We start from the raw sequence: 24,904 nt of genomic DNA on the forward strand, positions 1-24,904 counted from the left end.
AATGAGCGCGACGGACCTCGAGGCACTTGATTCAGCCCTGCAGCGGTTGGGCGAAGACGGCGCCGTGCTGCGCCTGAGCGAGACCGAGGCCGAGCAGCAGTCGGGCTATCAGCCGCCCACCGCAGAGGGCCTGGGTGAGCGGATGATCATGAACATGGGGCCCCAGCACCCCTCGACCCACGGTGTGCTGCGCCTCGTGCTCGAACTCGACGGGGAGCTGATCACCCGCTCCAAGCCCGTCATCGGATACCTGCACACCGGCATGGAGAAGACCGGCGAAGAGCTGAGCTACCTCCAGGGTCCCACCAACGTGACCCGGATGGACTACGCCAGCCCGCTGTTCACCGAGCTGGCCTTCTCACTCGCGGTCGAGCAGCTGCTCGGCATCGAGGTGCCCCAGCGGGCCCAGTGGATCCGCATGCTGCTGTGCGAGGTCAACCGCCTCACCTCCCACATGCTGTTCATGGCCACCAACGGCATGGACCTGGGAGCCGTGGGCATGATGCTCTACGGCTGGCGCGAGCGCGAGGAGCTGCTGCGCTTCCTGGAGATGGTCACGGGCTTGCGGATGAACCACAACTTCATCCGCCCCGGCGGTGTTGCAGCCGACCTCCCCGACGGCTGGCAGCAGGAGCTGGCGGAGATCCTCGAGCCGCTGCCTGACCGCCTCGAGGAGTTCGACACCCTGATGACCGGCCAGCCGATCTGGCGCGAGCGACTGCAGGGCGTCGGCGTCATCACCACCGAAGAAGCGCTCGCGCTCGGTGTGACCGGCCCGATCCTGCGCGCCACCGGCTACGCCTGGGATCTCCGTCGCGACATTCCGTACCTGAACTACGACCAGCTCGACTTCGATGTGCTGGTCGGGAGCTACGGCGACTCGTTCGACCGCTACGCGATCCGGCTCAACGAGATGCGCGAGTCGATTCGCATGATCACCCAGATGGTCGACAAGATGCCTGCCGGTGACTACCGGATTCAGGACAAGAAGGTGACCCCGCCGCCCCGTGCCCGCATCGACGAGTCGATGGAAGCCCTGATCCACCACTTCAAGATCTTCACCGAGGGCTTCAAGGTGCCCGAGGGCGAGGCCTACGCAGCTGTCGAGAGCCCCCGCGGGGAACTTGGCGTGTACATCGTGTCCGATGGCAGCTCGAAGCCGCACCGGATGCACGTGAGGGCCCCGTCGTTCGTCAACCTGCAGAGCCTGCCCCACCTGATGAAGGACTCCCTGCTCGCCGACACCGTCGCGATCATCTCTTCGGTCGATCCGATCATGGGGGAGGTCGACCGCTAATGCCGCGCTTCACCCCCGACAACGAACTCCTCGCGCAGAAGATCATCGCTCGCTACCCGCGGCCGCGCTCAGCGACCATCCCGCTCTGCCACCTGGCCCAGGAGCAGGACGGCTGGCTCAGCGAGGAGGCCATGGAGCATGTCGCCGAGCTGGTCGGCGCCACACCCGCGGAGGTGCTGGGCACGGCCAGTTTCTACGAGATGTTCAAGCTTCACCCGGTGGGCAAGTACTGCGTCAACGTGTGCACCAACATCTCGTGCCAGCTCGTCGGTGGAGAGGAACTGCTGGAGCACGCCGAGAAGTCGCTTGGGATCCGCTCGGGTGGCACGACCGAGGACGGCTTGTTCACCCTGGAGGACGTGGAGTGCGTGGCGGCATGCACAGAGGCGCCTGCCGTGCAGGTCAACTACCGCTACTTCCACCGTCTCGACAGCGAGTCCTTCGACAGGCTGATCGAAGACCTCCGCTCGGGTGGGCTCGACGGCACAGTGCCCGGGCACGGCACCCTCGGCAAGGTCCGCCAGGACCTCGAAGGCGACCGCATTGCGAACATCACGCCGCCGGAGGCCCAGGGTGCGCCGGTGTGGATCGAGCGAGCCGCTGCCGACGCGGCGCCGGCGGGGGAGGGATCGTGAGCGACGACGTCGCGAGCACCGCTTCCGTGCCGAGGATCGTGTCGTCGCGCTTCGACGAGCCGAGCGGGCACACCCTCGAGGGATACCGCTCGACGGGTTCCTACGAGGGCTACGCCTCACTTCGCAGGGCGCTCGACATGTCCCCCGACGAAGTCGGCGAAATGGTCAAGGAGGCGACGCTGCTCGGCCGTGGCGGCGCCGGATTCCCCGCAGGTGTGAAATGGGGGTTCTGCCCGCCCGACGTGTGGCCGCGCTACATCGTGGTCAACGGCGACGAGTCCGAGCCGGGCACCTACAAGGACCGCGTGCTCATGGAGCGCGACCCGCACCAGCTCATCGAGGGCGCCCTGATCTGCGCCTACGCGATCGGGGCGGCCCAGGTCTTCCTGTACGTGCGCGGCGAGATGCCCCATGCACAGGAGCGGATCGCATCGGCGCTCAATGAGGCCTACGAGGCCAACCTGGTGGGGAAGAACATCCTCGGCACCGATTTCAGCGTCGACGTGGTGCTGCACTGGGGGGCCGGTGCCTACATCGTGGGCGAGGAGACCGCGCTCATCGAGTCGCTCGAGGGCAACCGGGGCATGCCGCGGCTGAAACCCCCGTTCTTCCCTGCGGCCAAGGGCCTCTACATGGCTCCCACGATCGTCAACAACGTCGAGACGCTCTCGAACCTGCCGTGGCTGGTGGCCCACGGAGCGACCGCATACCGGGCCGTCGGCACCGAGGCCTCTCCGGGCACCCGCCTCATCGCCCTGTCCGGACACGTGAACTCGCCCGGGATCTACGAGGTTCCCCAGGGCACCACCACCTTCAGGGAGCTGTTCGAGTCGCCCGGGTACGGCGGCGGCATCCGCGACGGCAATGAGCTCAAGATGTTCATTCCCGGCGGCGCCTCGGCTCCATGGTTCTTCGAGGAGCAGGTCGACCTGCCGCTCGAGGGCCGCGACGTCGGATCCGCGGGTTCGATGCTCGGTTCGGGCGCCGTGGTCGTGATGGACGAGACCACCGACGCCGTGCGCGCATGCCTGCGGATCGTACGGTTCTTCGCCCGCGAGTCATGTGGCAAGTGCTCGCCGTGCCGCGAGGGCACCACCTGGGAGGAGAAGATCCTCGAGCGGATCCTCGATGGCGCCGGCCGCCCGAGCGACATCGAACTGCTGCTCGATGTCGCCGACAACATCTCCCCCGGTCCATATCCGGTCGCAGCCGATCCCTCCCGCGGCCTCGATGCAGTGCCGTTCCCCCCCAAGCAGACCACGATCTGCCCGCTGGGGCCGTCGTCGGTTGCTCCGATCACCTCCGCCATCAGGCGGTTCCGTGATGAGTTCGAAGAGAAGATCACGCGTCGCGATGCGATAGAGGTGACCGCCGAGCCGGTTGCCTCCGTACCTGCGGGAGGCGGCCATGGCTGAGCGCCCCCGTGACATCGACGTGACCGACCCGGTCGGGATAACCGTGAACGGTGAGTCGATCACCGCCCAGGACGGCGAGCTGCTGATCGATGCCTGTGAGCGAAACGGCGCCTGGATTCCGCGGTTCTGCTACCACCCGCGCATGTCGCCGGTTGGGATGTGCCGCATGTGCCTCGTCGAGGTCGACTCCGGCCGTGGCCCCGCACTGCAACCCAGCTGCATGATCCCCGTCACCGACGGCATGACGGTCGACACCGAGAACGACACGGTGGCCAAGGCCCAGGACGGCGTGCTCGAGTTCCTCCTGGCCAACCATCCGCTCGACTGCCCGGTGTGTGACAAGGGTGGCGAGTGTCCTCTGCAGGACCAGGCATACGCCTACGGTCCGGGCGAGTCGCGGTTCGTCGAGGAGAAGCGCCACTTCGCCAAGCCGATCCCGATCTCCGAGACGGTCTACCTCGATCGTGAGCGCTGCATCCTTTGCGACCGCTGCACCCGGTTCGCCGATGAGGTGGCCGGCGAACCGCTCATCCACTTCATCAACCGCGGATCCGGCACCGAGGTCAACACGTTCCCGGGCGAACCGTTCAGCTCGTACTTCTCCGGCAACACGGTCCAGATCTGCCCGGTGGGTGCGCTCACCGCCAAGCCCTATCGCTTCAAGGCCCGCCCATGGGACCTCGAGGCGACCGAGTCCACCTGCACGCGTTGCTCGATGGGCTGCACGGTGACCCTCGAATCCAGCCGCAACGAGCTGCTGCGCCTCCAGGGCGTCGACTCCGACCCGGTCAACTGGTCATGGTTGTGCGACAAGGGCCGGTTCGGTTTCGAAGCGGCCAACAGCGACGAGCGGGTCTCCGACCCGCTCGTGCGCGGCGAAGACGGCGAGTTGGCTTCCGCCCGCTGGCACGAGGCGCTCACCGCTGCAGCAGGCCACATAAGTTCCGCAGTCGATGGCCGCGGGCCGCAGTCCGTGGCGATGATCGGCGGAGCGAGGCTCACCAACGAGGCGCAGTACGCCTGGTCGAAGCTGGCGCGCAAGGTGATCGGCACCGACAATGTCGATGCACAGGTCGGTGACGGCCTGCCCGCCCCGGTGGTACTCGGTCTGCCCGGCGCCACGATCGACGATGTGTGCGCCCCTGGCTCGACGGTGCTGTGGCTGGCCTCCGATCCGATCGAAGACGTACCGGTGATGCACCTGCGCATGCGGCACGCGGCCAGCCAGGACGGCGTGAAGGTGATCGAGGTGACCCCGCGGGCGACCGCGCTGGGCGACCTCGTCGCACACCGGGTGCCCACGGTGCCCGGCGCGGCCGCCGCGACCGTCGCATCGCTGCTTGCCGGTGAACCTCCCGAGGGCGCCTCCGGTGCAGCCGAGGTGCTGAGGGCAGCGGGCGATGACCTCAAGGTCGTCGTGGGCCGCTCCAACCTGGCCGAGTCGGCCGATTGCGTCGTCGACGCGATCGCTGCGGTTCGCCAGGCAGTTCCCGGCGCCACGTTCCTCACGTTGCTCGACCGCGGCAACATCCGTGGCGCACTGGAAGCCGGTCTCGCCCCGGGGATGGGTCCGGGTGGCCTGCCTCTGGACTCTGCTGCAGTGAGCGAGGCCTGGGGCACCGCAGACCTCGAGGCCGGCCTCGACACCGCGGGAATCCTGGAGGACGCCGCAAAGGGGCGCATCGAGGTGCTCGTGCTGCTCGGTGCCGATCCCCTGGTGGACTTCCCGGACCGCTCACTGGCCCGGCGTGCGCTGTCCGGCGTGCGCACCGTGATCTCGGTGGACCCGTTCGTCAACGAGAGTGCCAGGTCTGCATCGGTGGTCCTGGCGGCAGCCGCACTCGGTGAGGTGTCCGGCACCACCACCAACTTCGAGGGCAGGGTCAGCGCCGTGCAGCAGCTGGTCACCCCGCCCGGCACCGCCCGCGCCGACTGGCTCATCGCCGTGGAGTTGGCAGCGAAGCTCGGTGGCGACCTGGGCGTCGAGTCCTCGGCGTCTGAGCTGCTCGACGAGCTGGTGGCGCTGTCACCGGCACATGCCCCGCTCGCATCGACCGCTCCCGGTTCACCCGAAGCTGTGGACGGTGTGCTGGTCGACCTGGCTGCGCGGCCGGTCGACGTCGTCGCGCCGGGCATCGAGGTGCCTCCGGCCAACGCCTACTCCCAGCGACTGCTGGTCACCCGCACGCTGTATGACCGGGGCACCCTGCTCGCACACTCCCCGTCCTCGGCCGAACTCGCACCGGCTGCAGTCGCGCTCCTGAGCCCCGCGGACGCGGCACCTCTCGGCATCGACAGCGGCACCAGGGTGAAGGTCACGTCACAGCACGGCACGATCACGCTTCCGGCCCGGGCCGACGCGTCGGTGGGTCGTGGGGTTGCAGTGATCCATCACAACCTCGCCGGCGGTGACCCCGGTGCGCTGGTCAACAGCGCCGACGCCGTCTGCGACGTGAGGGTGGAGGTGGCCTGATGGATCCACTGCTCTCCGGCGACGTGGGGCTGGCAGAGGTGCTGATAGTGCTGCTCAAGGTCGTCGTCGCGTTTGCCGCGCTCATGGTCGGTGTGATGCTGATGGTCTGGTTCGAGCGCAAGCTCGTGGCCGACATGCAGAACCGCATCGGACCCAACCGCGCAGGTCCCTTCGGTCTTCTGCAGACCCTCGCGGATGGCATCAAGTTGTTCTTCAAGGAAGAGCTGTCGCCGGAGAAGGCGGATCCGTTCGTGTACCGCCTGGCGCCCTACCTGTCGCTGGTGCCGGCGTTCCTGGTGTTCACGGTCGTGCCCATCGCGGGCAACTTCTCCGGTGACAACGACGGCGTGGTCACGATGTTCGGCCACGAGACACTGATGCAGGTCGCCGACCCGCAGATAGGGATCCTGCTGGTGCTCGCCATGTCGTCGATTGCCGTCTACGGCGTGATGCTGGCGGGCTGGTCCTCCGGCTCGAAGTACCCGCTGCTCGGCTCGGTGCGCGCATCGGCGCAGATGGTCTCGTACGAGGCGGCGCTGGGTCTGTCGGTCGCCACCGTCCTGCTGCTGGCAGGCTCGCTGTCCACCAACCTGATCGTCGACGGCCAGGCAGGCGGCCGATGGAACATCTGGATGACCGGCCTCGTGCCATTCATCGTGTTCGTCATCGCGGGCACCGCGGAGCTCAACCGGCCGCCGTTCGACCTCGTCGAGGCCGAGCAGGAGATCGTCGGCGGATTCCACACCGAGTACACGGCGCTGCGGTTCGCGATGTTCTTCCTCGCGGAGTTCATGAACACGGTGACCATGTCCGCGATCATCGTGACGCTCTTCCTCGGCGGCCCGGCCGGTCCCACGTTCGGCATCACGGGCTGGATCTCCGACTATGTCCTGCCGATGGCGTACTTCTTCGCCAAGCTGTTCGTGTTCCTGTTCATCTTCGTGTGGTTCCGCGCCACGCTGCCCCGGTTCCGCTACGACCAGCTGATGGACCTCGGCTGGAAGCTGCTGATCCCGCTGGCGCTCGGATGGTTCCTGGTCGTGGCAGCCGTGAAGGTCGGCATCGACAACGACTGGAGCATCCCGGCCGTGATCGCCGTCAGCGCCGCAGGGCTGCTGCTCGGTGCGTCGCTGCTGCGGCTCTCGATCCGCGCCGGCCGGGCGAATCGTGAACGGTCCCTCGTGGACGGGGGGTTCGACTGATGGGCTATCTCGACGGATTCAAGGTCACCCTGAAGAAGTGGGCGGGCGTTCGCTCCGAAACGGGCCGCCGCCTCACCCTCGAGTACCCCGAGGAGGTGCGCCCCAAGCCGGAGCGATTCCACGGCCGCCACGTCCTCAACCGCTACGAGGACGGCATGGAGAAGTGCATCGGCTGCGAGCTCTGTGCCGGTGTGTGCCCCGCCAACTGCATCTACGTGCGCGGCGCCGACAACGATCCCGAAGACCCGACTTCGCCGGGCGAGCGCTTCGGCTACGTCTACGAGATCAACTACCTGCGGTGCATCCACTGCGACCTGTGCGTGGAGGCCTGCCCTACCCAGGCGATCACGGAGTCGAAGCTGTTCGAGTTCGCGTTCACCAACCGCTCGGATGCGATCTACACCAAGGACGAGCTGGTGGTGGGCGATGATGGTCGCCCGAAGCAGCTCCCCTGGGAGAACTGGGACGGCGGGTTCGACCCGGCGGAGGACACTTCCGGCTGGATGCGTGCCACCTCGTCGGCCGGCAATGCCGAGTTCGAGGGGATCGTGGCCTGGGCCGGCGAGCTCGGCTACGGCGTGCGCGCACCCGAGCAGGGCCAGTCGGCAGACCCGGACGGTGACCAGTGAGGGTCGAGATGGTCACCTTCCTGCTCGCAGGGGCGATCTGCCTCGGCGGCGCGCTGGGCGTGGTGCTGTTCCGCAATCCGGTCCACAACGCCCTGAGCCTCGTGGCCACGCTGTTCGGCGTGGCCGTGCTGTTCATCGCCCAGGAGGCCTATTTCCTCGCTGCCATCCAGGTGATCGTGTACGCCGGCGCAATAGTGGTGCTCTTCCTGTTCGTCATCATGTTGTTGGGCGTGGACCGCGCCACGTCGCTCGGCATCGAGCCGATAGCGGGCCAACGCGTGTCGGCGGTGATCTGCGGTGTGGCCATTCTCGGACTCTCGCTGACCGCCCTGCTGGCCGGCACCCAGGCCGTCACCGGAACCCCTTCGGTCACGGCACCCCTCGACCCCGAGGTGGCCGACGTGAACCGCCTCGGTGAGGTGTTGTTCACCGACTACGTGTTCGCCTTCCAGATCACCGCGGTGCTTCTGACCATCGCGGTGGTGGGAGCGGTCGTACTTGCTCGCAAGCAGCCGGGCGAGGCCATCGACCTCGACGAATTCCCCGAGGGCACCGCCCTGGAGCAGGTCGAGCAGGCCGCAATGGCGGGCGGGCCGGATGAGGCCGACATCGAGTCGGTCGAGGTCGACGCAGTCGGCCCGGGGGAGCCGGATCCGGTGGGGGAGGACCAGCCATGATGCTCGCCCAGGTGGAACTCGTGCTCACCGAGACCTGGTACCTCGTGCTGGCGGCATTGATCTTCGCCATCGGTGCCACGGGACTGCTCGTGCGCCGCAACCCGCTGGTGATGTTCATGTGTGTGGAGCTGATGCTCAACGCGGTCAACCTGACCTTCGTGGCCTTCTCTCGTGCCCTCGACGACGTGGGTGGGCAGGCGTTCGTGTTCTTCGTGCTGGTCGTCGCCGCGGCTGAGGTCGTGGTCGGCCTCGCGCTGGTGGTTGCGATCATGCGGCGGCGTCAGGGCGCCACCGCGGACGACCTGTCCCTGATGAGGCGCTGACATGGAAGACCTCATCTGGCTCATACCCGCGCTGCCGCTGATCGGTTTCGCACTGCTGCTGCCCTTTGGCCGGCGCCTCGGCGATCCGCTTGCGGGCTGGTTCGCAACGGCGGTGGTCGGCGGATCCTTCGCAGCATCCATCGCTGCCTTCTCGGAGTTGGAGCGGCTGCCCACCGACGACCGAACACTCCAGCTCACACTGTTCGAGTGGATCCCTGCAGGGGGCTTCTCGGTGGACTTCGGTCTCATCGCCGATCCGCTCAGCATCACGATGTGCCTCTTCATAACGGGCATCGCCACGCTGATCCACCTGTATTCGATCGGATACATGAAGGGCGATCCGGACTACGCCAGGTTCTTCGTGTACCTCAACCTCTTCGTCGCCTCGATGATCTTCCTGGTGATGGGCGACAACCTGATCATGACCTTCCTGGGCTGGGAGGGCGTGGGGGCATGCTCGTACTTGCTGATCAGTTTCTGGTTCACCGACCGGGCCAACGCCACGGCCGGCAAGAAGGCATTCGTCACCAACCGCATCGGCGACTTCGGCTTCATGCTCGGCACGTTCCTGGTCTGGGTGACCATCGGGTCGATCAACTACCTGGACATCACCGAGGGTGCCGAAAGTGGTCTGTTCGGAGCTGCGACCGCCACCGCGGTGGTGCTGTTGTTCTTCCTCGCCGCCGCCGGCAAGTCCGCACAGTTCCCGTTGTTCGTCTGGCTGCCCGACGCGATGGCCGGCCCCACGCCGGTGTCCGCGCTCATACACGCCGCCACCATGGTCACCTCGGGCATCTTCCTGCTCACCCGACTGAACCCGTTGCTGCACGATGCGGGCTGGGCGAACGAGGTGATCGCCTGGGTCGGGCTGGGGACGGCACTCATCGCAGCGCTGGCGGCCGTGGCCCAGAACGACATCAAGAAGGTGCTGGCCTACAGCACGGTCTCCCAACTCGGCTACATGTTCCTCGCCATCGGGTCCGGGGCCTTCGTCGCCGGCACCTTCCACATGGTCACCCACGCCTTCTTCAAGGCACTGCTGTTCCTCGGCTCGGGTGCGGTGATCGTGTCGATGGCGCACGAACAGGACATGCGTCGCTACGGACAGCTCCGCAAGTACCTGCCGATCACGTCCGCAACATTCATCGTCGGCTGGCTGGCCATCGCCGGTGTGCCGCCGTTCTCCGGATTCTGGTCGAAGGACGAGATCCTCGCCGCTGCCTACGATTCCGGCTCCCTTGGCGCAGTGAAGTGGGCGATCGGCGTCGCGGTGGCACTGCTGACGGCGTTCTACATGACCCGCCTGGTGATCATGACGTTCTTCGGTGGCACCGAGAACTGGCGGGAGCCCGAGCCGGCCCTCACCCCCGAGGAGATGCATGAGGAGTACGAGGACGCCCCGGCCACCGCGGCCGCCATCGCTTCGGACACCGAGGGCGACCACGGTGACAGCAGCCATGGTGACGGCGACCATGGGGGCCATCACCTGACACCCGAGCACGAGCCGCGTGAGCCCGCCTGGACGATGACCGTGCCGCTGCTGGTGCTGGCGGTGTTCGCAACCGTGTCGGGCCTGCTGAACCTGCCGTTCGGCAACAGCTTCCATGTGCTCGAGGACTGGCTGGATCCTGCGCTTTCCTATGACCACGCCAAGTTGCCGGGGCTCACGATCGTGATCCTGGCCCTCGTGGCGATCGCGGTCGCGTTCGTCGGGATCTGGTTCGCCTGGCGCGTGTACCAGCGTCACAAGGTCGACCCGTCGAAGATCGAACAGCCTGCGTTCGAAGAAGCCCTGTACATCGACGCGGCCTACGCCGAGGTCGTCGGAGGGCCGGGTGAAGCGGCCTTCCAGGGCGTGGCCGACTTCGACTCCGAAGTGGTCGACGGAGGCGTGAACGGGGTGGGCCGGCTCGCGCTGCTCAGCGGAAGGGCCATGCGCGGCCTGCAAAGTGGCTTCGTGCGCGCGTACGCCCTCGCGATAGCGGGCGGAACAGTTGCACTACTGGTGTTCGTGATCCTGAGGATGAGCAGCTGATGTCCGCCGTGATCCCCGCAATGATCCTGCTCCCGGTCCTCGGAGCCGCACTGATCGGCATCACTCCCCGCGGCCGCGCGGAGCTGTTCCGCCCGATCGCCCTGCTCGCCAGCTCGGCCACCGCCGTGGTGTCGGTCTACATGCTCACGCAGTTCCGCAGTGGTGAGGCCGGGTACCAGTTCGTCGTTCAGCGCGACTGGATCTCCGAGTTGGGCATCTCCTGGCACTTCGGCATCGACGGGGTGTCGCTGTTCCTGGTCGTGCTGTCGGGCTGCATCTTCCCGATAGCGATCCTCGGCGCCAAGGCCCACCACGACCCGAAGCCCTACTACGCCTGGCTCTTGTTGCTGCAGGCCGGTGCGATCGGTGTGTTCACCTCACTCGACCTGGTGCTGTTCTTCGTGTTTTTCGAGATCGTGCTTGTGCCGATGTACTTCCTCATCGGCATGTGGGGCCACGGCCGCCGCATCTACGCAGCCACCAAGTTCTTCCTGTACACGATGTTCGGCTCGGCCCTGATGCTCGTGGGCATCTTCGCCCTGGGGGTATTGCAGTCCCAGGCCACCGGAGACCCGCTCACGTTCGACATCACGGTGCTCACCGACCAGCTGGCCATTTCCACGTCGGCCGCCCGCTGGATCTTCGTGGCCTTTGCCATTGCGTTCGCTGTGAAGGTGCCGCTGTTCCCGTTGCACACGTGGCTGCCCGACGCCCACACCGAGGCGCCCACGGCCGGCTCGGTGATCCTGGCGGCCGTGATGCTGAAGCTCGGTACCTACGGGTTCCTGCGCCTGGGGATCGAACTCTTCCCCGAGCCCTCGGTCTGGGCGGCACCTGTGCTGATGACCCTCGGCGTCATAGGAATCACATATGGCGCCATCGCCGCCACCATGCAGAAGGACCTGAAGCGGCTCGTGGCGTACTCGTCCGTGGCGCACCTCGGTTTCATCATCCTCGGCATGTTCTCGCTCACCCTGCAGGGCATGGAGGGCGGCATCCTGATCATGGTCAACCACGGCATCACGACCGGGGCGTTGTTCCTGCTCGTCGGGATGATCTACGAGCGGCGCCACACCCGCCTGATCTCGGAGCTGTCGGGCCTGCAGAAGGTCGCTCCGGTGATGGCAGCGGTCTTCACGGTCGTGATGCTCTCCTCGGTCGGCCTGCCGGGACTGAACGGCTTCCCGGGTGAGCTGCTGGCCCTTCTCGGAGCCTTCTCGGGTGCTCGCTGGTGGGGCGTCGTTGCGGTCAGCGGCGTGGTTCTGGCTGCGCTCTACCTCCTGTGGGCGTACCAGCGCACCTTCCACGGTCCGGTCACCGGGGCCAACGCGAAGATGCGCGACATGACCGCCGGGGAGTTCCTCGTGATGCTGCCCCTGCTGGCGCTGATCGTGTTCCTCGGCCTGTACCCCACTCCGATGCTCGAGCGGATCGAGCCCTCCGTGGAGGCGATCATCGTGCATGTCGAGGAGTCCGTGCCGGGCTTCGAGTCCCCGGATGCGGGCCAGGAGCCGGGCCCCGCGTCGAGCGCGGCCGGCGAGTCGGATGAGGGAGGCAGCTGATGCTGACCCAGGTTCCCGACGTTCCGGTCCCCGAGTTGATCATCGAGGAGCCCGCGACTCCCGAGATCGTCTGGTCCGCCATCGCGCCGTCGCTCATCCTCATCGTCGGCGGCATCCTGTTGCTCACGGTGGTGTCGATCGTGCGGGGCCGCCTGCCCGGATGGTTCCACGCGGTCTGGACTGTCGTGGTCGCCACGGGCGCGGGTCTGGCGTGCATCCCGCTCTGGCAGCGGGTGCAGGACGAAGGCGCATCGAGCGCGATCGCAGGAGCCGTGGGCCTCGACGGGTTCTCGCTGTTCGTCACCGTGGTCATCTGCATCTCGGTGGTGCTGGCGACGCTGCTGCTCGAGGGATACCTCAGGCGCGAGGACCTCGAAGGGCCCGAGTGGTACGTGCTGATGCTCCTGTCCGCCTCGGGTGGCGTGGTCATGGCCTCGGCCAACGACCTGATCGTGTTGTTCGTGGGCCTCGAGATCCTGTCCGTGTCGGTCTACGTGCTCGCTGCGATGCACACCCGAAGGGCCTCCTCACAGGAGGCGGGCATGAAGTACTTCGTGCTCGGAGCGTTCTCCTCGGCGATCCTGCTCTACGGCATCGCGTTCGTGTACGGCGCCATCGGCTCCACGAACCTGGTCGACATCCAGGCGTTCCTGGCTGACAACGTGATCACCGACAACGGCGTCCTCCTCGCAGGGCTCGCGTTCATGGTCGTTGGTTTCGGCTTCAAGATCGCGGCAGTGCCGTTCCACATGTGGGCACCCGACGTGTACCAGGGCGCGCCCACGCCGGTGGCGGCGTTCATGGCGTCGGGCGTCAAGGCTGCCGCCGTGGCCGGCCTCCTGCGGGTGTTCGTCACGACCTTCGGACCCACCTACCGCGAGGAATGGGTGCCGATGATCGCGGCGCTCGCGGTGCTAAGCCTCGTGTTCGGCTCGCTTCTGGCAATCGTGCAGACCAACGTGAAGCGCCTGCTCGCCTACTCGTCGATCAGCCACGCCGGCTTCATCCTGCTCGGCGTGTCCGCAGCATCCGATGCAGGCACCTCGGCGGCGTTGTTCTACGTCCTGGTGTACACGTTCATGGTCGCCGGCAGCTTCGGTGTGGTGACACTGATCGGGCGCACCGGTGATGGACGGCACTCAATCGACGACTACCGCGGACTCGCCCGGGCGCGACCGGGCCTGGCGATGCTGTTCGCGGTGTTCCTGCTCGCGCAGTCGGGCGTGCCGCTGACCGGAGGGTTCCTCGCGAAGTTCTATGTGATCGGAGCGGTGGCCGAGCAGGGTGCCTGGGCGCTCGCGGTGATCGCAATGCTGTCCGCTGTGATCGGCGCCTTCCTCTACCTGCGGGTGATCGTGGCGATGTACTTCGCAGCCCCGCAGGGCGCGGCAGAGGACAGCGAGGAGGTCGCCGAGTTCGAGGGGCCGAAGGTGCGGATTCCGGTCGCAGCCGGCTTCGCCCTCGCGATCGCCCTCGTCGGCACGCTCGCGCTGGGCATCGTGCCCGGGCCGGCCACCCGCGTCGCCAACGACGCGACCGCCGAGTTGGTCTCGGGCAGCTAGTTGCTCAGGTAGAGAACCAGAACTCGATCTCGGAGGTGTCCACGGCGAAGTCGGCCGCGTGTTCGACGCCTGCACCCACGTGGTACCAGTCGTCGAGGGCCCGGATCTGTGGTGGGAAGTGCGCTGGGGCGTCGGCCATGCCCCCAGCCTGTCCCAATCGATGTCGGGCGGTGAACCCGTGTTTCGCGGATCGTAAGGGGCCCCGGGAAGCATCGCGGTGGGTCGGAGGCGACAATGGAGGGGTGCAGACCACCGAGTCAGCAGACCCAGTACCGGGACCAGAAGAGCCGCAGGATGCCATACGGGCCATGCCCCGCTGGGTGGGGGCTGTGCTCGGAGTGGTGGCCCTGGCCGGTGGGCTCGTCTTCGCCGAGTTGGTCGCATCCCTGCGTGACGGCGCCATTTCTCCGCTGGTGGAGGTGGGCAACCGCGTCGTGGATGTGGTGCCCAAACCGGTGCGCGACTGGGCGATCTCCACGTTCGGCACCTCGGACAAGGCCGTACTGCTCGCCGGTGTGGCGGTGATCCTGGTGGCACTGGCGGCCCTGGCAGGCCACTGGATGGTCTCCGGTCGGAGGGGGTCGGCCGTTGCACTGGTGGCGCTAGTGATCGCCGTGGGCGCGGTGTCACCACTCGGTCGGGGCGGGGCAGGCTGGGGATCCGCCCTGGCGACGCTGGCCGGGGGAGCCGTGTCCGTGGCGCTGCTGTTCTGGTTCGCGGGGCTGGCCGGCCGTGCTTGGCCCGGTGCTGCACGCCATGGCGAGACAGTGGCGGTGATGGGCGAGCGCGGCGCTCAGGCGTCCGTTGCGCTGTCGCGACGCCGTTTCTTCGTGGCCACTGGCGGCACGGCGGTCGTGGCTGGGGGAGTGGGGGCGCTGTCGGCCTGGCTGCGCTCCACGGCGGCCGTTGCTGCGGAGCGACTCGGCATCACGCTGCCAGAACCGGCGACCCCGCTGGCGCCGATCGGCGACGGAGTCGACGTGGGAATCGACGGCGTGTCGCCGTTCATCACTCCCAACAAGGACTTCTACAGGATCGACACGGCGTTGGTGGTGCCCCGCGTGACCGTGGACGACTGGAGTCTCTCGGTGGTCGGACGCGTCGACAACGAGATCTCCCTCGACTACCAGGAGCTGCTCGACCGCCCGATGATCGAGGTCGACACCACCATCGCGTGTGTGTCCAACGAGGTCGGTGGTGAGCTGATCGGCACGGCCCGCTGGCTCGGCTGCCGGCTGGACGACCTCCTGGCAGAGGCCGGCGTCGACGCGTCCGCAGACCAGGTGGTGGGCCGCTCCGTGGACGGGTTCACCGCCGGATTCCCCACGGCGGCGCTCGACGGACGCGACGCGATCGTTGCGGTAGGCATGAACGGCGAGCCACTCCCGACCGACCATGGATATCCGGCCAGGCTCATCGTGCCCGGCCTGTTCGGATATGTGTCGGCGACCAAGTGGCTCTCGGAGATCGAGTTGACCCGATTCGACGAGTTCGAGGGCTACTGGATCCCCCGTGGTTGGGACACCGAGGCACCAGTGACGACCGCATCCCGCATCGACACGCCCAAGAAGGGCGCTTCGGTGACGGCGGGCCAACCCCTGGGCATCGGTGGGGTGGCCTGGGCAATGAACCGCGGCATCGGCTCCGTTGAGGTGCGAATCGACGAGGGCCCGTGGCAGCAGGCCAGGCTGGGCGAGGAGTACTCGGGGACCACATGGCGCCAGTGGGGAATCGAGTTGGTGCCCGAGCCCGGCGAGCACGTGATCGAGGTGCGTGCCACCGACAACGAGGGCCAAACCCAGAGCGGCGAGTTCGCGAGGCCCGGACCGGGTGCGTCCTCAGGTTGGCACGGCGTGCGCATCGTCGCCGATTGAGTCCGGGCAGGGGCACCGGGGTTGCGCAACGGGTCCTTTGCGCGGGTTTGGGCGTTCGGCGTACCAGAGGCCACTAACTTTGGTTCAGTCCCGCCCTCTGAGTAGTCTCCCAGCCGATGTCCGAATCTCCCCTGAGCGACTTCCTGCGCTCGTATCTGACGGTCGGAATCTTCGCCTCCCTCGGGTTCATCCTCGTGGGTCTGTTGGTGTTGATTGCCTGGCTGATCCGCCCGGATCGCCGCCAGGACCAGAAGTACGTGTCGTATGAATCCGGTGTCGACCCCGTGGGCGACATGTGGTCCCAGAGCCAGATCCGCTACTACGTATTCGCCCTGTTGTTCGTGATCTTCGACGTCGAGATCGTGTTCCTCTTCCCCTGGGCCACCCAGGTGGAGGCCTTCGGCGGCTTCGGGCTGGCCCACATGGGCTTCTTCGTGTTCGTGCTGCTTCTCTCGCTCGTCTACGCATGGCGCAAGGGGGTCCTCAAGTGGGCCTAGGTCTCGTCGAGAGCGGCAAGATGCCCAAGCCGCTCACAAAGCTCCTCAACACGGCTCGCAGCTACTCGGTGTGGATGTACCAGTGGGGCCTCGCGTGCTGCGCCATCGAGATGGCCTCCGCCATGGGCTCGCCCCGCTACGACGTGATGCGCCTCGGCGTCATCCCGTTGCCGGCCAGCCCCCGCCAGGCCGACCTCGTCTGCATCTCCGGCACCGTCACCGACAAGATGGCGCCCTCGATCCTGCGCCTCTGGGAGCAGATGCCCGACCCGAAGTACGTGATCTCGATGGGCTCCTGCGCCAACTGCGGCGGCCCTTACTGGGACAGCTACTCGGTGACCAAGGGTGTCGACCAGATCATCCCGGTCGACGTCTACGTGCCCGGCTGCCCGCCGAGGCCCGAAGCACTCCTTGAGGGCCTGGTGCTCCTGCAGGAGCGCATCAAGAACGAGGATCCGGTCCAACGCTGGACCGGCGACCCGATCGTGGTCGAGTGATGGCCGAAGAGACCACCTCGACCGACGAGGAGACGCCCGAGGAACCGCCCCGCGACGACCGTCGCGAGGAGATCCTCGGCCAGGTCGTCGAAGCGATGGGCGACGCCGTGGTCGGCAGCCACATCGACCCCGGCCGCGACCTCTGGGTACGGGTGGCCACCGGTGCGTGGGGTGAGGCCGCCGAAGTCATGCGCAACCGCATGGGGTGCCGATACTTCGGCTACCTCTCAGCCATCGACTGGATGCCGTCTCCATACGGGCGATCCATGGACTCCGAGGTCGACAACGCACTCGGCACCGGCCAGTCCGCCGACCAAGAAGAGGCGCCCGCCGGGATCGTGCAGGGTGTCGCCGGTGGCGAGAGCCGTTTCCAGATGCTCGCCCGGGTGGCAACGATCGGCACCCCCGGTGACCACTGGGGCATCACCCTCAAGGCCGACGTGGCCGACGACGACATGCGCATGCCCACCTGGACCGGTGTGTACGCCGGCGCCGACTGGCACGAGCGCGAGTGCTGGGAGATGTTCGGCATCGAGTTCATCGGCCACCCCGGCCTGCGCCACATCTACCTGCCGGGTGACTTCGAGGGGAACCCGTTGCGCAAGGACTACCCGCTGGTGGCCCGCATGGTGAAGCCATGGCCCGGCATCGTTGATGTCGAGACCCTTCCCGAAACCGATCAGGATTCTGCGGGCGCACCCGACGACGAGGGAGCTGAGTCGTGACTGCAGTGACCGACCGCCAGAAGCTCTCCTACATCGCCAGCCAGGCCGCTGACGCCCGCGTCAACGTCGAGCTCGAAACCGAGGGCATGACCCTCAACATCGGCCCGCAGCACCCCGCCACGCACGGCACCCTGCGCATCGTCGCCCAGCTCGACGGTGAGCAGGTGATCCGTGCCGAGCCGGTGGCCGGCTACATGCACCGTGGCTACGAGAAGCTCGCCGAGGTGCGCACCTACCCGCAGGTCACCACCCTGCTCAACCGCATCGACTGGCTGGGCAGCTTCGCCAACGAGGTGCCCTTCATCCTCGCGGCTGAGCACCTGATGGAGGTCGAGGCGCCACCGCGTGCCACCTGGATCCGCACCATCCTGCACGAGATGTCCAGGGTCGCCCACATGATCCTGTTCCTGGGCGACATGGGTGTCCAGCTGGGCGCGGTCACCCCGGTGTTCTTCGCCTTCCGTGACCGCGAATACGTGCTCGACCAGATCGAGGCGGCCACCGGCGGTCGCTTCCACCCCAACTTCGACCGCATCGGCGGCCTCAAGGACGATCTGCCGAAGGGCTGGATCGAGTCCACCAAGGTCGCGTTGGCGAAGGTCCTCTCGTTCTGTGACGAGATGGAGGACCTCCTGCTCGGCTCTGAGATCTTCCAGGCCCGCACCCGCGGCATCGGTGTGATCCCGCCGGACGTGGCCATGCAGTACGGCTTGTCGGGCGCCAATGCACGCGGCTCCGGCATCGACTGGGACATTCGCCGCGACAACTGCATCGGTCTCGCCTACCCGGAGCTCGACTGGAAGGTCTGGACCCACCCCGACGGCGACTCGTTCGCCCGGTTCTGGGTGCGCCTCCAAGAGACCCGCGAGGCCGTGAAGATGATCGAGCAGCTGTGCGACGGCCTGCCCTCGGGCCCGGTCATGGCAAAGGTGCCTCGCATCATCAAGGTTCCGGCCGGCGAGGCCTACGTGGCCACGGAGAACCCCCTCGGCGAGATGGGCTACTACGTAGTTTCCCAAGGAGACCTCACGCCGTTCCGCGTGAAGATCCGCTCGGCCAGCTTCAACAACGTGTCGATCACGCCGTGGATCATGCGTGGCGTCTACGTGCCCGACATCGTCACGATCCTGGGCTCGCTCTACTTCATCCTGGGGGACATCGACCGATGATCCCGGCGTTCACCGACCCGCTGCTGGCGCTCGAGATGGCGTACTGGCAGGAGACGACGATCAAGGTCCTGTTGGGACTGGTGGCCGTGCTGTTGCTCACCGGCGGCGTCGTCTACCTCTACCTGTTCAAGTTCGTCTCGTTCATGCAGAGTCGCCTCGGTCCGATGGAAGCCGGCCCCTACGGCTCCATGCAGCTGCTCGCCGAGGTCGGCAAGTGGCTCCAGAAGGAAGACGTCTTCCCCCGCAAGGCCGACCGGTTCGTGTTCGCCATGGCCCCCGCCGTGGTGCTCACGTCAACCTTCCTGATCTTCGTGGTGATCCCCGCGGGGCCCAACGCAGTGATCGCGGACCTGGCCACCGGCATCTACTACGTGCTGGCCGTGTCCTCGCTGTCGGTCATCGGCATCCTGATGGCCGGCTGGGCATCGGCCAACAAGTACGCACTGCTCGGCGGCCTGCGCGCGGCCGGACAGCTCATCGCCTACGAACTGCCGATGGTGCTCGCCACCGTCGGTGTCGTGATCTCGGTGGGCAGCCTCAACCTGCAGGACATCGTGGCCGCGCAGTCGAGCGGGTCGATCTTCGGCTGGGATGGCATCGGCAACCCGTTCCTCTTCACCCAGATCATCGGCTTCGTCATCTTCCTGATCGCGGTGCAGGCCGAGCTCACCCAGACACCGTTCGACATGCCGATCGCGGAGTCCGAACTCGTGGCCGGCTACCACGTCGAGTACACGGGCATCCGGTTCCTCATCTACTTCATCTCCGAGTTCGCCACCGCCGTCGCGTTCGCCGCTGTGGCCTCCACACTCTTCCTCGGCGGCTGGGCGCTGCCGGAGAGCTGGGGCATCAGCCGCGACGCCATGCACTGGGTGGGCCCGCTCGTGATCTCGCTCAAGGCCGTGCTGCTCGTCGGTGTGGTGTTCTGGGTGCGGTTCAGCTTCCCCCGCTTCCGTGAGGACCAGCTGCAGAAGCTGGCCTGGAAGGTGCTGATTCCCCTGGCACTGGTCAACATCGCCATCACCGGCGTGCTGAAGGTGGTGTTCTGATGCCGAAGCCATCCAGGCCCCGGGTCCCCGGCCTGTTCAAGGGCCTCGCGGTCACCCTGCGCACGGCGATGAACACCATGTTCCCCAAGCGGGGAGCCAAGACGCTCATCCCGGCGCCGTCCATCGGGTCCAACACGGTCCAGTATCCCCACGAGGTCGACGTGCCGGCGCCCAGGGCGCGTGGCGTGATCTCGCTGCACGAGGAGAACTGCACCGCCTGCATGCTGTGCGCCCGTGAGTGCCCGGACTGGTGCATCTACATCGAGGGCCACAAGACGCTCGCCCCGCCGCGGCGAGCCGGCGGCAAGCCCCGTTCGGTCAACAAGCTCGACCGCTTCGACATCGACTTCTCGCTGTGCATGTACTGCGGCATCTGCGTCGAGGTGTGCCCCTTCGAGGCCCTCTTCTGGACCCCCGAGTTCGAGTACTCCGAACTGAAGATCGCCGACCTGCTCCACGACAAGGAGCGGCTGGGCAAGTGGATGCAGACCGTGCCCGAGTTCGAGGCCTATGAAGCCGGCTCGGAGGCCAAGGTGAAGAAGGTGCCGCGATGAATGCGTTCGCGTCGCTGCTGGCCGAGCAGACTTTCGACACGCCGGCCAACGTGGCCTTCGGGATCGTGGCGGTGCTGATGATCATCGCGGCGCTGCGTGTGGTCACCACCGACAACGTCGTGCACGCAGCGCTCTGGCTGGTCGTGGTGCTGGGCGGTGCCGGCATCAACTACCTGCTCCTGCAGGCGGAGTTCGTCGGGATCACCCAGATCCTCGTGTACCTGGGCGCCGTCATCGTGCTGTTCCTCTTCGGCATCATGCTTACGCGCGCACCGCTCGGGAAGTCCGACGACCTCGACAACAACCAGCGTCCGCTCGGCGTGATCGTCGGCGTCATCACCGTCGCGGTCATCTCGTTCGCCCTCGTCAGCACCTGGGGCGACGACAAGCTCACCTTCGAGGCCTATGACGGCCCGATGGCCCAGGCCGGCAACAACCGCACCCAGGCCCTGGCCAACGAGGTGTTCGGTCCTCAGCTCATTCCCTTCGAGGTTCTCGGCGTGATGCTGACCGGAGCCCTGATCGGCGCCATCGTTCTGGCGAGGAGGGACTGACATGTTGCTCAACCAGTTCCTCCTGCTCGCCGCGATCCTGTTCTCGATCGGTGTCTATGGGGTGATCGTGCGCCGCAACGGCGTACTCGTGCTGATGTCGATCGAGCTGATCCTCAACGCGGTCAACATCAACCTGGTCGCATTCAGCACCTTCCATGGCCTCGATGGCCAGGTGTTCGCCCTGTTCGTGATCGCAGTCGCCGCCGCCGAGGTCGGCGTGGGCCTTGCGATCGTCCTTCTTATCTACCGCAACCGTCGATCGGTGGACATCGACGAGCTCGACGAGCTGAAGGGCTGACGCGCGCATGTGGTTCCTGACACACACCTGGTTGCTTCCGGCGATCATGGCGCTGTCGTTCCTGCTGATCCTCTTCTTCGGCAAGCGCCTGCCGCGCAAGGGCTCCGAGATCGGCGTCACTGCAGTGGGCATCTGCTTCATCCTCGCCCTGTTCACCGCTGGGGGCTGGTGGAACCACACCAACGCCGACAGCAGTGAGGCTGCGGCTGGCACGGCCGTCGCCGCAGCGACGGCCGACGAGGGTGATCCGGAGGCCGAGGCAGCGGCGCTGTCGGACGTGGAGCCCGGATGCTCCAAGGTCGTCGACGAGCTGGGCACCAACGCCGACGACGGCAACTCGAACGCACTCGGTCTGACCGAGGGCGAGTCGGCCGGCCGGGCTACGGCGGCTCCTGCATCCGCGGCGATGGCCAGTGACGGAGAGGGCCGCGGCCCGACCAAGCCCGTGGTCCGCTGCTCGACGTGGTTCGAGACGGGCGTTGCAGGCAGCTCCCTGATCACCATCGGCACGATGGTCGACGGCCAGTCGGTGTTCATGCTGTTCGTCGTCACCATCATCTCGATGCTGGTGCACGTCTACTCCACCGACTACGTCAAGGGCGACCGGCGCTACACCCACTACTTCGCCTTCCTGTCGCTGTTCACCGCCTCGATGCTCTTCTTCGTGCTCTCCCAGAGCACGATCCAGATGATCGTCGGCTGGGAGCTGGTGGGCGTGTGTTCGTTCGCGCTGATCGGCCACTGGTGGGAGGAGAAACCCAACTCCAACGCCGCGCTCAAGGCGTTCCTCACCAACCGCGTGGGTGACATCGGCCTGCTCGTCGGCATGATCGTGCTGTACTTCGCGGCCGACAAGTCCTTCTCGATCCTCGACATCAACATCCTCGCCTCCAACGGCGGGATCGACCACGGCCTCCTGCTGCTCGCCTCGTGCTGCCTCATCGCGGCGGTCATGTCGAAGTCCGGCCAGTTCGTCCTGCACACCTGGCTACCGGACGCAATGGCCGGCCCCACCCCGGTCTCGGCACTCATCCACGCCGCCACCATGGTCGTGGCCGGCATCTACCTGGTCGCCCGCCTCTACCCGGTGTTCTGGGAAGGGCTCTCGATCGCCGGCTCGTCGGTCAACCTGCTGGCCCTCGTGGGTGCGGTCACGGCGATGTTCGGTGCGTTGCTCGCGTTCGTGCAGAAGGACATCAAGAAGGTCCTCGCCTACTCCACGGTTTCGCAGCTCGGCTTCATGGTCACCGCCCTCGGAGTGGGTGCCTGGACCGCTGCGATGTTCCACCTCTTCACCCACGCCATGTTCAAGGCCTGCCTGTTCCTCGGCGCCGGCTCGATGAGCCATGCGTGCCACCACAGCTTCAACATGGTCGACGACTACGGCGGACTGCGGAAGATCATGCCGAGGACGTTCTGGACCTACCTGATCGCCACCGGCGCACTGGCAGGCATCTTCCCGCTGTCGGGCTTCTGGTCCAAGGACGAGATACTCGCCGGCCACGGGTCGTTCTTCAGCGATGGCGCCAACGGCACCTACCACCTGATGCTGGTGATGTTGATCATCGGTGCCTTCTGCACCGCGGCATACATGACCCGCACGATCTGGTACTCGTTCTACGGCGAGTACCGGGGCCACGGCACGCCGCACGAGTCAGGACCGCGGATCACCGTGCCACTCATCATCCTCGCCACCCTCGGCGCGGTGGTAGGTGTGCTCAACCTTCCCAAGAAGATCGGACCGATCGAGTTCCCCGAGTCGCTGCACACGCAGTTCGAGCAGTTCGTGGAGCCCGTGGGCGCCTACTTCCCCAGCATCAGCCACGCGAGCTTCAACATCCCGCTGGCGCTGGGTTCGCTGGCCGTCGCCGGCGCGGGCATCGGGCTGACCTACCTCTACTACTGGCACGACGGACTGAAGTTCTTCCAGGGACTCTCGGAGCGCAACGCCGTGGCCGGATTCGGCAAGAACGTGCTGGTCAACAAGTACTACTTCGACTGGCTCTACACCGACGTGATCACGGGCTTCGTGAAGGGACCTGCCGCACGGGCCACCAACTGGTTCAACCAGAAGGTCCTCGACGGTGTGGTCGACGGCGCGGGCGCCACAGCGGTCGCCGCCGGCGAATGGGTCTACGACAACATCGACCAGAAGGTCGTCGACGGCGCCGTCAACGGTGCCGGTGTGACGGCATCCGAATCAGGTGGAGTGCTGCGCCACCTGCAATCGGGACGTATCCAGCAGTACACCGCATTGTTCTTCGCCGCCGCAGCGTTGCTGGCCGGCGTGTTCGTAGTGGCCATCGGCTGAGACTCGGGAGACCACTTCCATGACTGACTTCCTGACCGACTGGGGACTGATCCTCATCACCTTCGTGCCGCTGGCCGGCGCGCTCTTGATGATGCTGGTCCCGAAGGAGGCGGAGGAGACCCACAAGACCATCGCGCTCGTGGCCTCGGGCGCATCGTTGCTGCTCGGGATCCTCTTCCTGTTCGACTTCGACTACGACGCTGCGGGCTCGCTGCAGTACGTCGTGGACGCCGAGTGGATCCCGCTGATCAACAGCAGTTTCATCATCGGGATCGACGGCATCTCGCTGCCACTGATGGCCCTGACCGTGCTGGTGGTGCCGCTGGTCGTCATCTACAGCTGGAACCACATCCCGGCTCCAGGCAACCCGAAGGCGTTCCTGGCGCTGATCCTGTTGCTCGAGACCGGCATGATCGGAACCTTCGTCGCACAGGACCTGATCCTGTTCTTCGTGTTCTTCGAAGTCGTGCTGCTGCCGATGTACTTCATGATCGGCGTATGGGGCGGACCCGAACGCAAGTACGCCTCGATCAAGTTCTTCCTGTACACACTGTTCGGATCGGCGCTGATGATCGTCAGCTTCCTGGCGCTGTACTTCCTGTCGGCCGAGCAGACCTTCGACATGCGCGTACTCACCGACCTGGGTGGCATGGACATCGCCCGCACCACCCAGATCCTCATCTTCGGCGGCATGTTCATGGGCTTCGGCATCAAGGTGCCGATGTTCCCGTTCCACACCTGGCTGCCGGACGCGCACACCCAGGCGCCCACGCAGGGTTCGGTGATCCTGGCTGCGGTGCTGCTGAAGCTCGGCACCTACGGCTTCGTTCGCATCGCCCTGCCGTTCCTGCCCGAGGGAGCCCAGTGGTGGGCACCCATCATCGGCGTGCTGGCCGTCATCGGCATCATCTACGGCGCCCTGGCATGCCTCGCCCAGACCGACATGAAGCGGCTGATCGCCTTCTCCTCTGTGGCTCACATGGGCTTCGTGATGCTCGGCATCGCCACGCTGACCGACTTCGGCATCAACGCGGCGATCTTCGGCATGGTTGCGCACGGCCTCATCACCGGCATGCTCTTCTTCATTGCCGGCTCTGTGAAGGAGCGCTACCACACCCTCGAGATCAAGCGGCTCGGTGGCCTGCTGGTGCAGGCACCCCGCATGGGATGGATCGCCGGCTTCTGTGTGATGGCATCCCTCGGCCTGCCGGGCCTGGCCGGTTTCTGGGGTGAGTTCCCCGCCATCCTCGCCGCCTACCAGCCCGCTCCGATGCTCAACGAGGCGCTGTTTCGCACCCTGATGGTGATCGCGGCGCTCGGCACGGTGCTGGCGGCCGGCTACCTGCTCTGGTTGCTGCAGCGCACCGCCATGGGCACTCCCTCCGAGGAGTTCGCAGACGATCCGGAGATCACCGACGTGCAGCCCACCGAGTGGATCTCCTGGGCACCGCTTCTCGTGCTGATCGTGGTGCTGGGCTTCCTGCCGAGCCTCATATTCGACGTCACCAATCCGGCCGCGACGATCGTCGCCGCCGCAGCCACCGGAGGCTGATCCGACGTGTTGGC

The 24,904-nt window shown here is 66.5% G+C and carries 22 protein-coding genes; all 22 read left to right on the plus strand.

All coding sequences use genetic code 11. The features are described from left to right. Position 1 precedes the first annotated feature (1 nt). The 22 genes from GY812_07750 (at position 2) to GY812_07855 (ending at position 24,890) form a co-directional block, all read left to right on the plus strand. Entirely contained in the window at positions 2-1,297 is a 1,296-nt protein-coding gene (locus GY812_07750; protein MCP4435374.1) for an NADH-quinone oxidoreductase subunit D, read from the plus strand. Beyond that, positions 1,297-1,932 carry an NAD(P)H-dependent oxidoreductase subunit E gene (locus GY812_07755; protein ID MCP4435375.1) on the plus strand — a complete coding sequence of 212 codons (636 nt, stop codon included), beginning with the start codon at positions 1,297-1,299 and terminating at the stop codon, positions 1,930-1,932. The genes GY812_07750 and GY812_07755 overlap by 1 nt, the downstream gene beginning before the upstream one ends. Beyond that, entirely contained in the window at positions 1,926-3,347 is a 1,422-nt protein-coding gene (gene nuoF / locus GY812_07760; GenBank protein ID MCP4435376.1) for an NADH-quinone oxidoreductase subunit NuoF, read from the plus strand. The genes GY812_07755 and nuoF overlap by 7 nt, the downstream gene beginning before the upstream one ends. Continuing rightward, complete coding sequence (nuoG, locus tag GY812_07765) at positions 3,340-5,820, plus strand: NADH-quinone oxidoreductase subunit NuoG (GenBank protein ID MCP4435377.1); 2,481 nt, start codon at positions 3,340-3,342, stop codon at positions 5,818-5,820. The genes nuoF and nuoG overlap by 8 nt, the downstream gene beginning before the upstream one ends. Continuing rightward, a complete protein-coding gene (nuoH, locus tag GY812_07770; protein ID MCP4435378.1) occupies positions 5,820-7,022 on the plus strand; it encodes an NADH-quinone oxidoreductase subunit NuoH in 1,203 nt (400 codons plus the stop codon). The genes nuoG and nuoH (GY812_07770) overlap by 1 nt, the downstream gene beginning before the upstream one ends. Then, on the plus strand, positions 7,022-7,651 hold the full coding sequence (gene nuoI, locus GY812_07775) for an NADH-quinone oxidoreductase subunit NuoI (protein ID MCP4435379.1): 630 nt from the start codon (positions 7,022-7,024) through the stop codon (positions 7,649-7,651). The genes nuoH (GY812_07770) and nuoI overlap by 1 nt, the downstream gene beginning before the upstream one ends. Then, entirely contained in the window at positions 7,648-8,328 is a 681-nt protein-coding gene (locus GY812_07780) for an NADH-quinone oxidoreductase subunit J (GenBank protein ID MCP4435380.1), read from the plus strand. Before nuoI ends, GY812_07780 begins: the two co-directional genes overlap by 4 nt. After that, positions 8,328-8,651 carry an NADH-quinone oxidoreductase subunit NuoK gene (nuoK, locus tag GY812_07785; GenBank protein ID MCP4435381.1) on the plus strand — a complete coding sequence of 108 codons (324 nt, stop codon included), beginning with the start codon at positions 8,328-8,330 and terminating at the stop codon, positions 8,649-8,651. The genes GY812_07780 and nuoK (GY812_07785) overlap by 1 nt, the downstream gene beginning before the upstream one ends. A 1-nt stretch (position 8,652) precedes the next feature. Further along, on the plus strand, positions 8,653-10,686 hold the full coding sequence (gene nuoL / locus GY812_07790) for an NADH-quinone oxidoreductase subunit L (GenBank protein ID MCP4435382.1): 2,034 nt from the start codon (positions 8,653-8,655) through the stop codon (positions 10,684-10,686). Next, on the plus strand, positions 10,686-12,248 hold the full coding sequence (locus tag GY812_07795) for an NADH-quinone oxidoreductase subunit M (GenBank protein MCP4435383.1): 1,563 nt from the start codon (positions 10,686-10,688) through the stop codon (positions 12,246-12,248). The genes nuoL and GY812_07795 overlap by 1 nt, the downstream gene beginning before the upstream one ends. Next, positions 12,248-13,810 carry an NADH-quinone oxidoreductase subunit N gene (locus tag GY812_07800; GenBank protein ID MCP4435384.1) on the plus strand — a complete coding sequence of 521 codons (1,563 nt, stop codon included), beginning with the start codon at positions 12,248-12,250 and terminating at the stop codon, positions 13,808-13,810. Before GY812_07795 ends, GY812_07800 begins: the two co-directional genes overlap by 1 nt. A 308-nt stretch (positions 13,811-14,118) precedes the next feature. Next, positions 14,119-15,684 (plus strand): molybdopterin-dependent oxidoreductase, encoded by a 1,566-nt coding sequence (locus tag GY812_07805; GenBank protein MCP4435385.1) that lies wholly within the window; start codon positions 14,119-14,121, stop codon positions 15,682-15,684. A 116-nt stretch (positions 15,685-15,800) separates the two neighbouring features. Next, entirely contained in the window at positions 15,801-16,181 is a 381-nt protein-coding gene (locus GY812_07810) for an NADH-quinone oxidoreductase subunit A (GenBank protein MCP4435386.1), read from the plus strand. Beyond that, complete coding sequence (locus GY812_07815; GenBank protein MCP4435387.1) at positions 16,151-16,678, plus strand: NADH-quinone oxidoreductase subunit B; 528 nt, start codon at positions 16,151-16,153, stop codon at positions 16,676-16,678. The genes GY812_07810 and GY812_07815 overlap by 31 nt, the downstream gene beginning before the upstream one ends. Beyond that, positions 16,678-17,403: an NADH-quinone oxidoreductase subunit C gene (locus GY812_07820; GenBank protein MCP4435388.1), complete on the plus strand. Its 726-nt coding sequence runs from the start codon at positions 16,678-16,680 to the stop codon at positions 17,401-17,403. The genes GY812_07815 and GY812_07820 overlap by 1 nt, the downstream gene beginning before the upstream one ends. Continuing rightward, positions 17,400-18,572, plus strand: a complete 1,173-nt coding sequence (locus GY812_07825) for an NADH-quinone oxidoreductase subunit D (protein MCP4435389.1) — start codon at positions 17,400-17,402, stop codon at positions 18,570-18,572. The genes GY812_07820 and GY812_07825 overlap by 4 nt, the downstream gene beginning before the upstream one ends. After that, positions 18,569-19,621: an NADH-quinone oxidoreductase subunit NuoH gene (gene nuoH, locus GY812_07830; protein MCP4435390.1), complete on the plus strand. Its 1,053-nt coding sequence runs from the start codon at positions 18,569-18,571 to the stop codon at positions 19,619-19,621. The genes GY812_07825 and nuoH (GY812_07830) overlap by 4 nt, the downstream gene beginning before the upstream one ends. A 68-nt stretch (positions 19,622-19,689) precedes the next feature. Further along, positions 19,690-20,175, plus strand: coding sequence for an NADH-quinone oxidoreductase subunit I (locus GY812_07835; protein MCP4435391.1), 486 nt, complete (start codon positions 19,690-19,692; stop codon positions 20,173-20,175). After that, positions 20,172-20,729: an NADH-quinone oxidoreductase subunit J gene (locus tag GY812_07840; GenBank protein ID MCP4435392.1), complete on the plus strand. Its 558-nt coding sequence runs from the start codon at positions 20,172-20,174 to the stop codon at positions 20,727-20,729. The genes GY812_07835 and GY812_07840 overlap by 4 nt, the downstream gene beginning before the upstream one ends. Position 20,730: 1 nt before the next feature. After that, positions 20,731-21,027 (plus strand): NADH-quinone oxidoreductase subunit NuoK, encoded by a 297-nt coding sequence (gene nuoK, locus GY812_07845; protein ID MCP4435393.1) that lies wholly within the window; start codon positions 20,731-20,733, stop codon positions 21,025-21,027. A 7-nt stretch (positions 21,028-21,034) separates the two neighbouring features. Beyond that, entirely contained in the window at positions 21,035-23,338 is a 2,304-nt protein-coding gene (locus tag GY812_07850) for an NADH-quinone oxidoreductase subunit L (protein ID MCP4435394.1), read from the plus strand. A gap of 19 nt (positions 23,339-23,357) precedes the next feature. Then, positions 23,358-24,890 (plus strand): NADH-quinone oxidoreductase subunit M, encoded by a 1,533-nt coding sequence (locus tag GY812_07855; GenBank protein MCP4435395.1) that lies wholly within the window; start codon positions 23,358-23,360, stop codon positions 24,888-24,890. The last annotated feature ends 14 nt before the right edge of the window (positions 24,891-24,904 follow it).

It is taken from the genome of Actinomycetes bacterium (assembly GCA_024222295.1).
Taxonomy (GTDB): domain Bacteria; phylum Actinomycetota; class Acidimicrobiia; order Acidimicrobiales; family Microtrichaceae; genus JAAEPF01.

Bases quoted from the DNA above. Each gene is read 5' to 3' on its own strand.
- GY812_07750 (MCP4435374.1), top strand. From the start codon at position 2: ATGAGCGCGACGGACCTCGAGGCACTTGATTCAGCCCTGCAGCGGTTG.
- GY812_07755 (MCP4435375.1), top strand. From the start codon at position 1,297: ATGCCGCGCTTCACCCCCGACAACGAACTCCTCGCGCAGAAGATCATC.
- nuoG (MCP4435377.1), top strand. From the start codon at position 3,340: ATGGCTGAGCGCCCCCGTGACATCGACGTGACCGACCCGGTCGGGATA.
- nuoH (MCP4435378.1), top strand. From the start codon at position 5,820: ATGGATCCACTGCTCTCCGGCGACGTGGGGCTGGCAGAGGTGCTGATA.
- nuoI (MCP4435379.1), top strand. From the start codon at position 7,022: ATGGGCTATCTCGACGGATTCAAGGTCACCCTGAAGAAGTGGGCGGGC.
- nuoK (MCP4435381.1), top strand. From the start codon at position 8,328: ATGCTCGCCCAGGTGGAACTCGTGCTCACCGAGACCTGGTACCTCGTG.
- nuoL (MCP4435382.1), top strand. From the start codon at position 8,653: ATGGAAGACCTCATCTGGCTCATACCCGCGCTGCCGCTGATCGGTTTC.
- GY812_07795 (MCP4435383.1), top strand. From the start codon at position 10,686: ATGTCCGCCGTGATCCCCGCAATGATCCTGCTCCCGGTCCTCGGAGCC.
- GY812_07800 (MCP4435384.1), top strand. From the start codon at position 12,248: ATGCTGACCCAGGTTCCCGACGTTCCGGTCCCCGAGTTGATCATCGAG.
- GY812_07805 (MCP4435385.1), top strand. From the start codon at position 14,119: ATGCCCCGCTGGGTGGGGGCTGTGCTCGGAGTGGTGGCCCTGGCCGGT.
- GY812_07810 (MCP4435386.1), top strand. From the start codon at position 15,801: ATGTCCGAATCTCCCCTGAGCGACTTCCTGCGCTCGTATCTGACGGTC.
- GY812_07815 (MCP4435387.1), top strand. From the start codon at position 16,151: ATGGCGCAAGGGGGTCCTCAAGTGGGCCTAGGTCTCGTCGAGAGCGGC.
- GY812_07820 (MCP4435388.1), top strand. From the start codon at position 16,678: ATGGCCGAAGAGACCACCTCGACCGACGAGGAGACGCCCGAGGAACCG.
- nuoH (MCP4435390.1), top strand. From the start codon at position 18,569: ATGATCCCGGCGTTCACCGACCCGCTGCTGGCGCTCGAGATGGCGTAC.
- GY812_07835 (MCP4435391.1), top strand. From the start codon at position 19,690: ATGAACACCATGTTCCCCAAGCGGGGAGCCAAGACGCTCATCCCGGCG.
- GY812_07840 (MCP4435392.1), top strand. From the start codon at position 20,172: ATGAATGCGTTCGCGTCGCTGCTGGCCGAGCAGACTTTCGACACGCCG.
- nuoK (MCP4435393.1), top strand. From the start codon at position 20,731: ATGTTGCTCAACCAGTTCCTCCTGCTCGCCGCGATCCTGTTCTCGATC.
- GY812_07850 (MCP4435394.1), top strand. From the start codon at position 21,035: ATGTGGTTCCTGACACACACCTGGTTGCTTCCGGCGATCATGGCGCTG.
- GY812_07855 (MCP4435395.1), top strand. From the start codon at position 23,358: ATGACTGACTTCCTGACCGACTGGGGACTGATCCTCATCACCTTCGTG.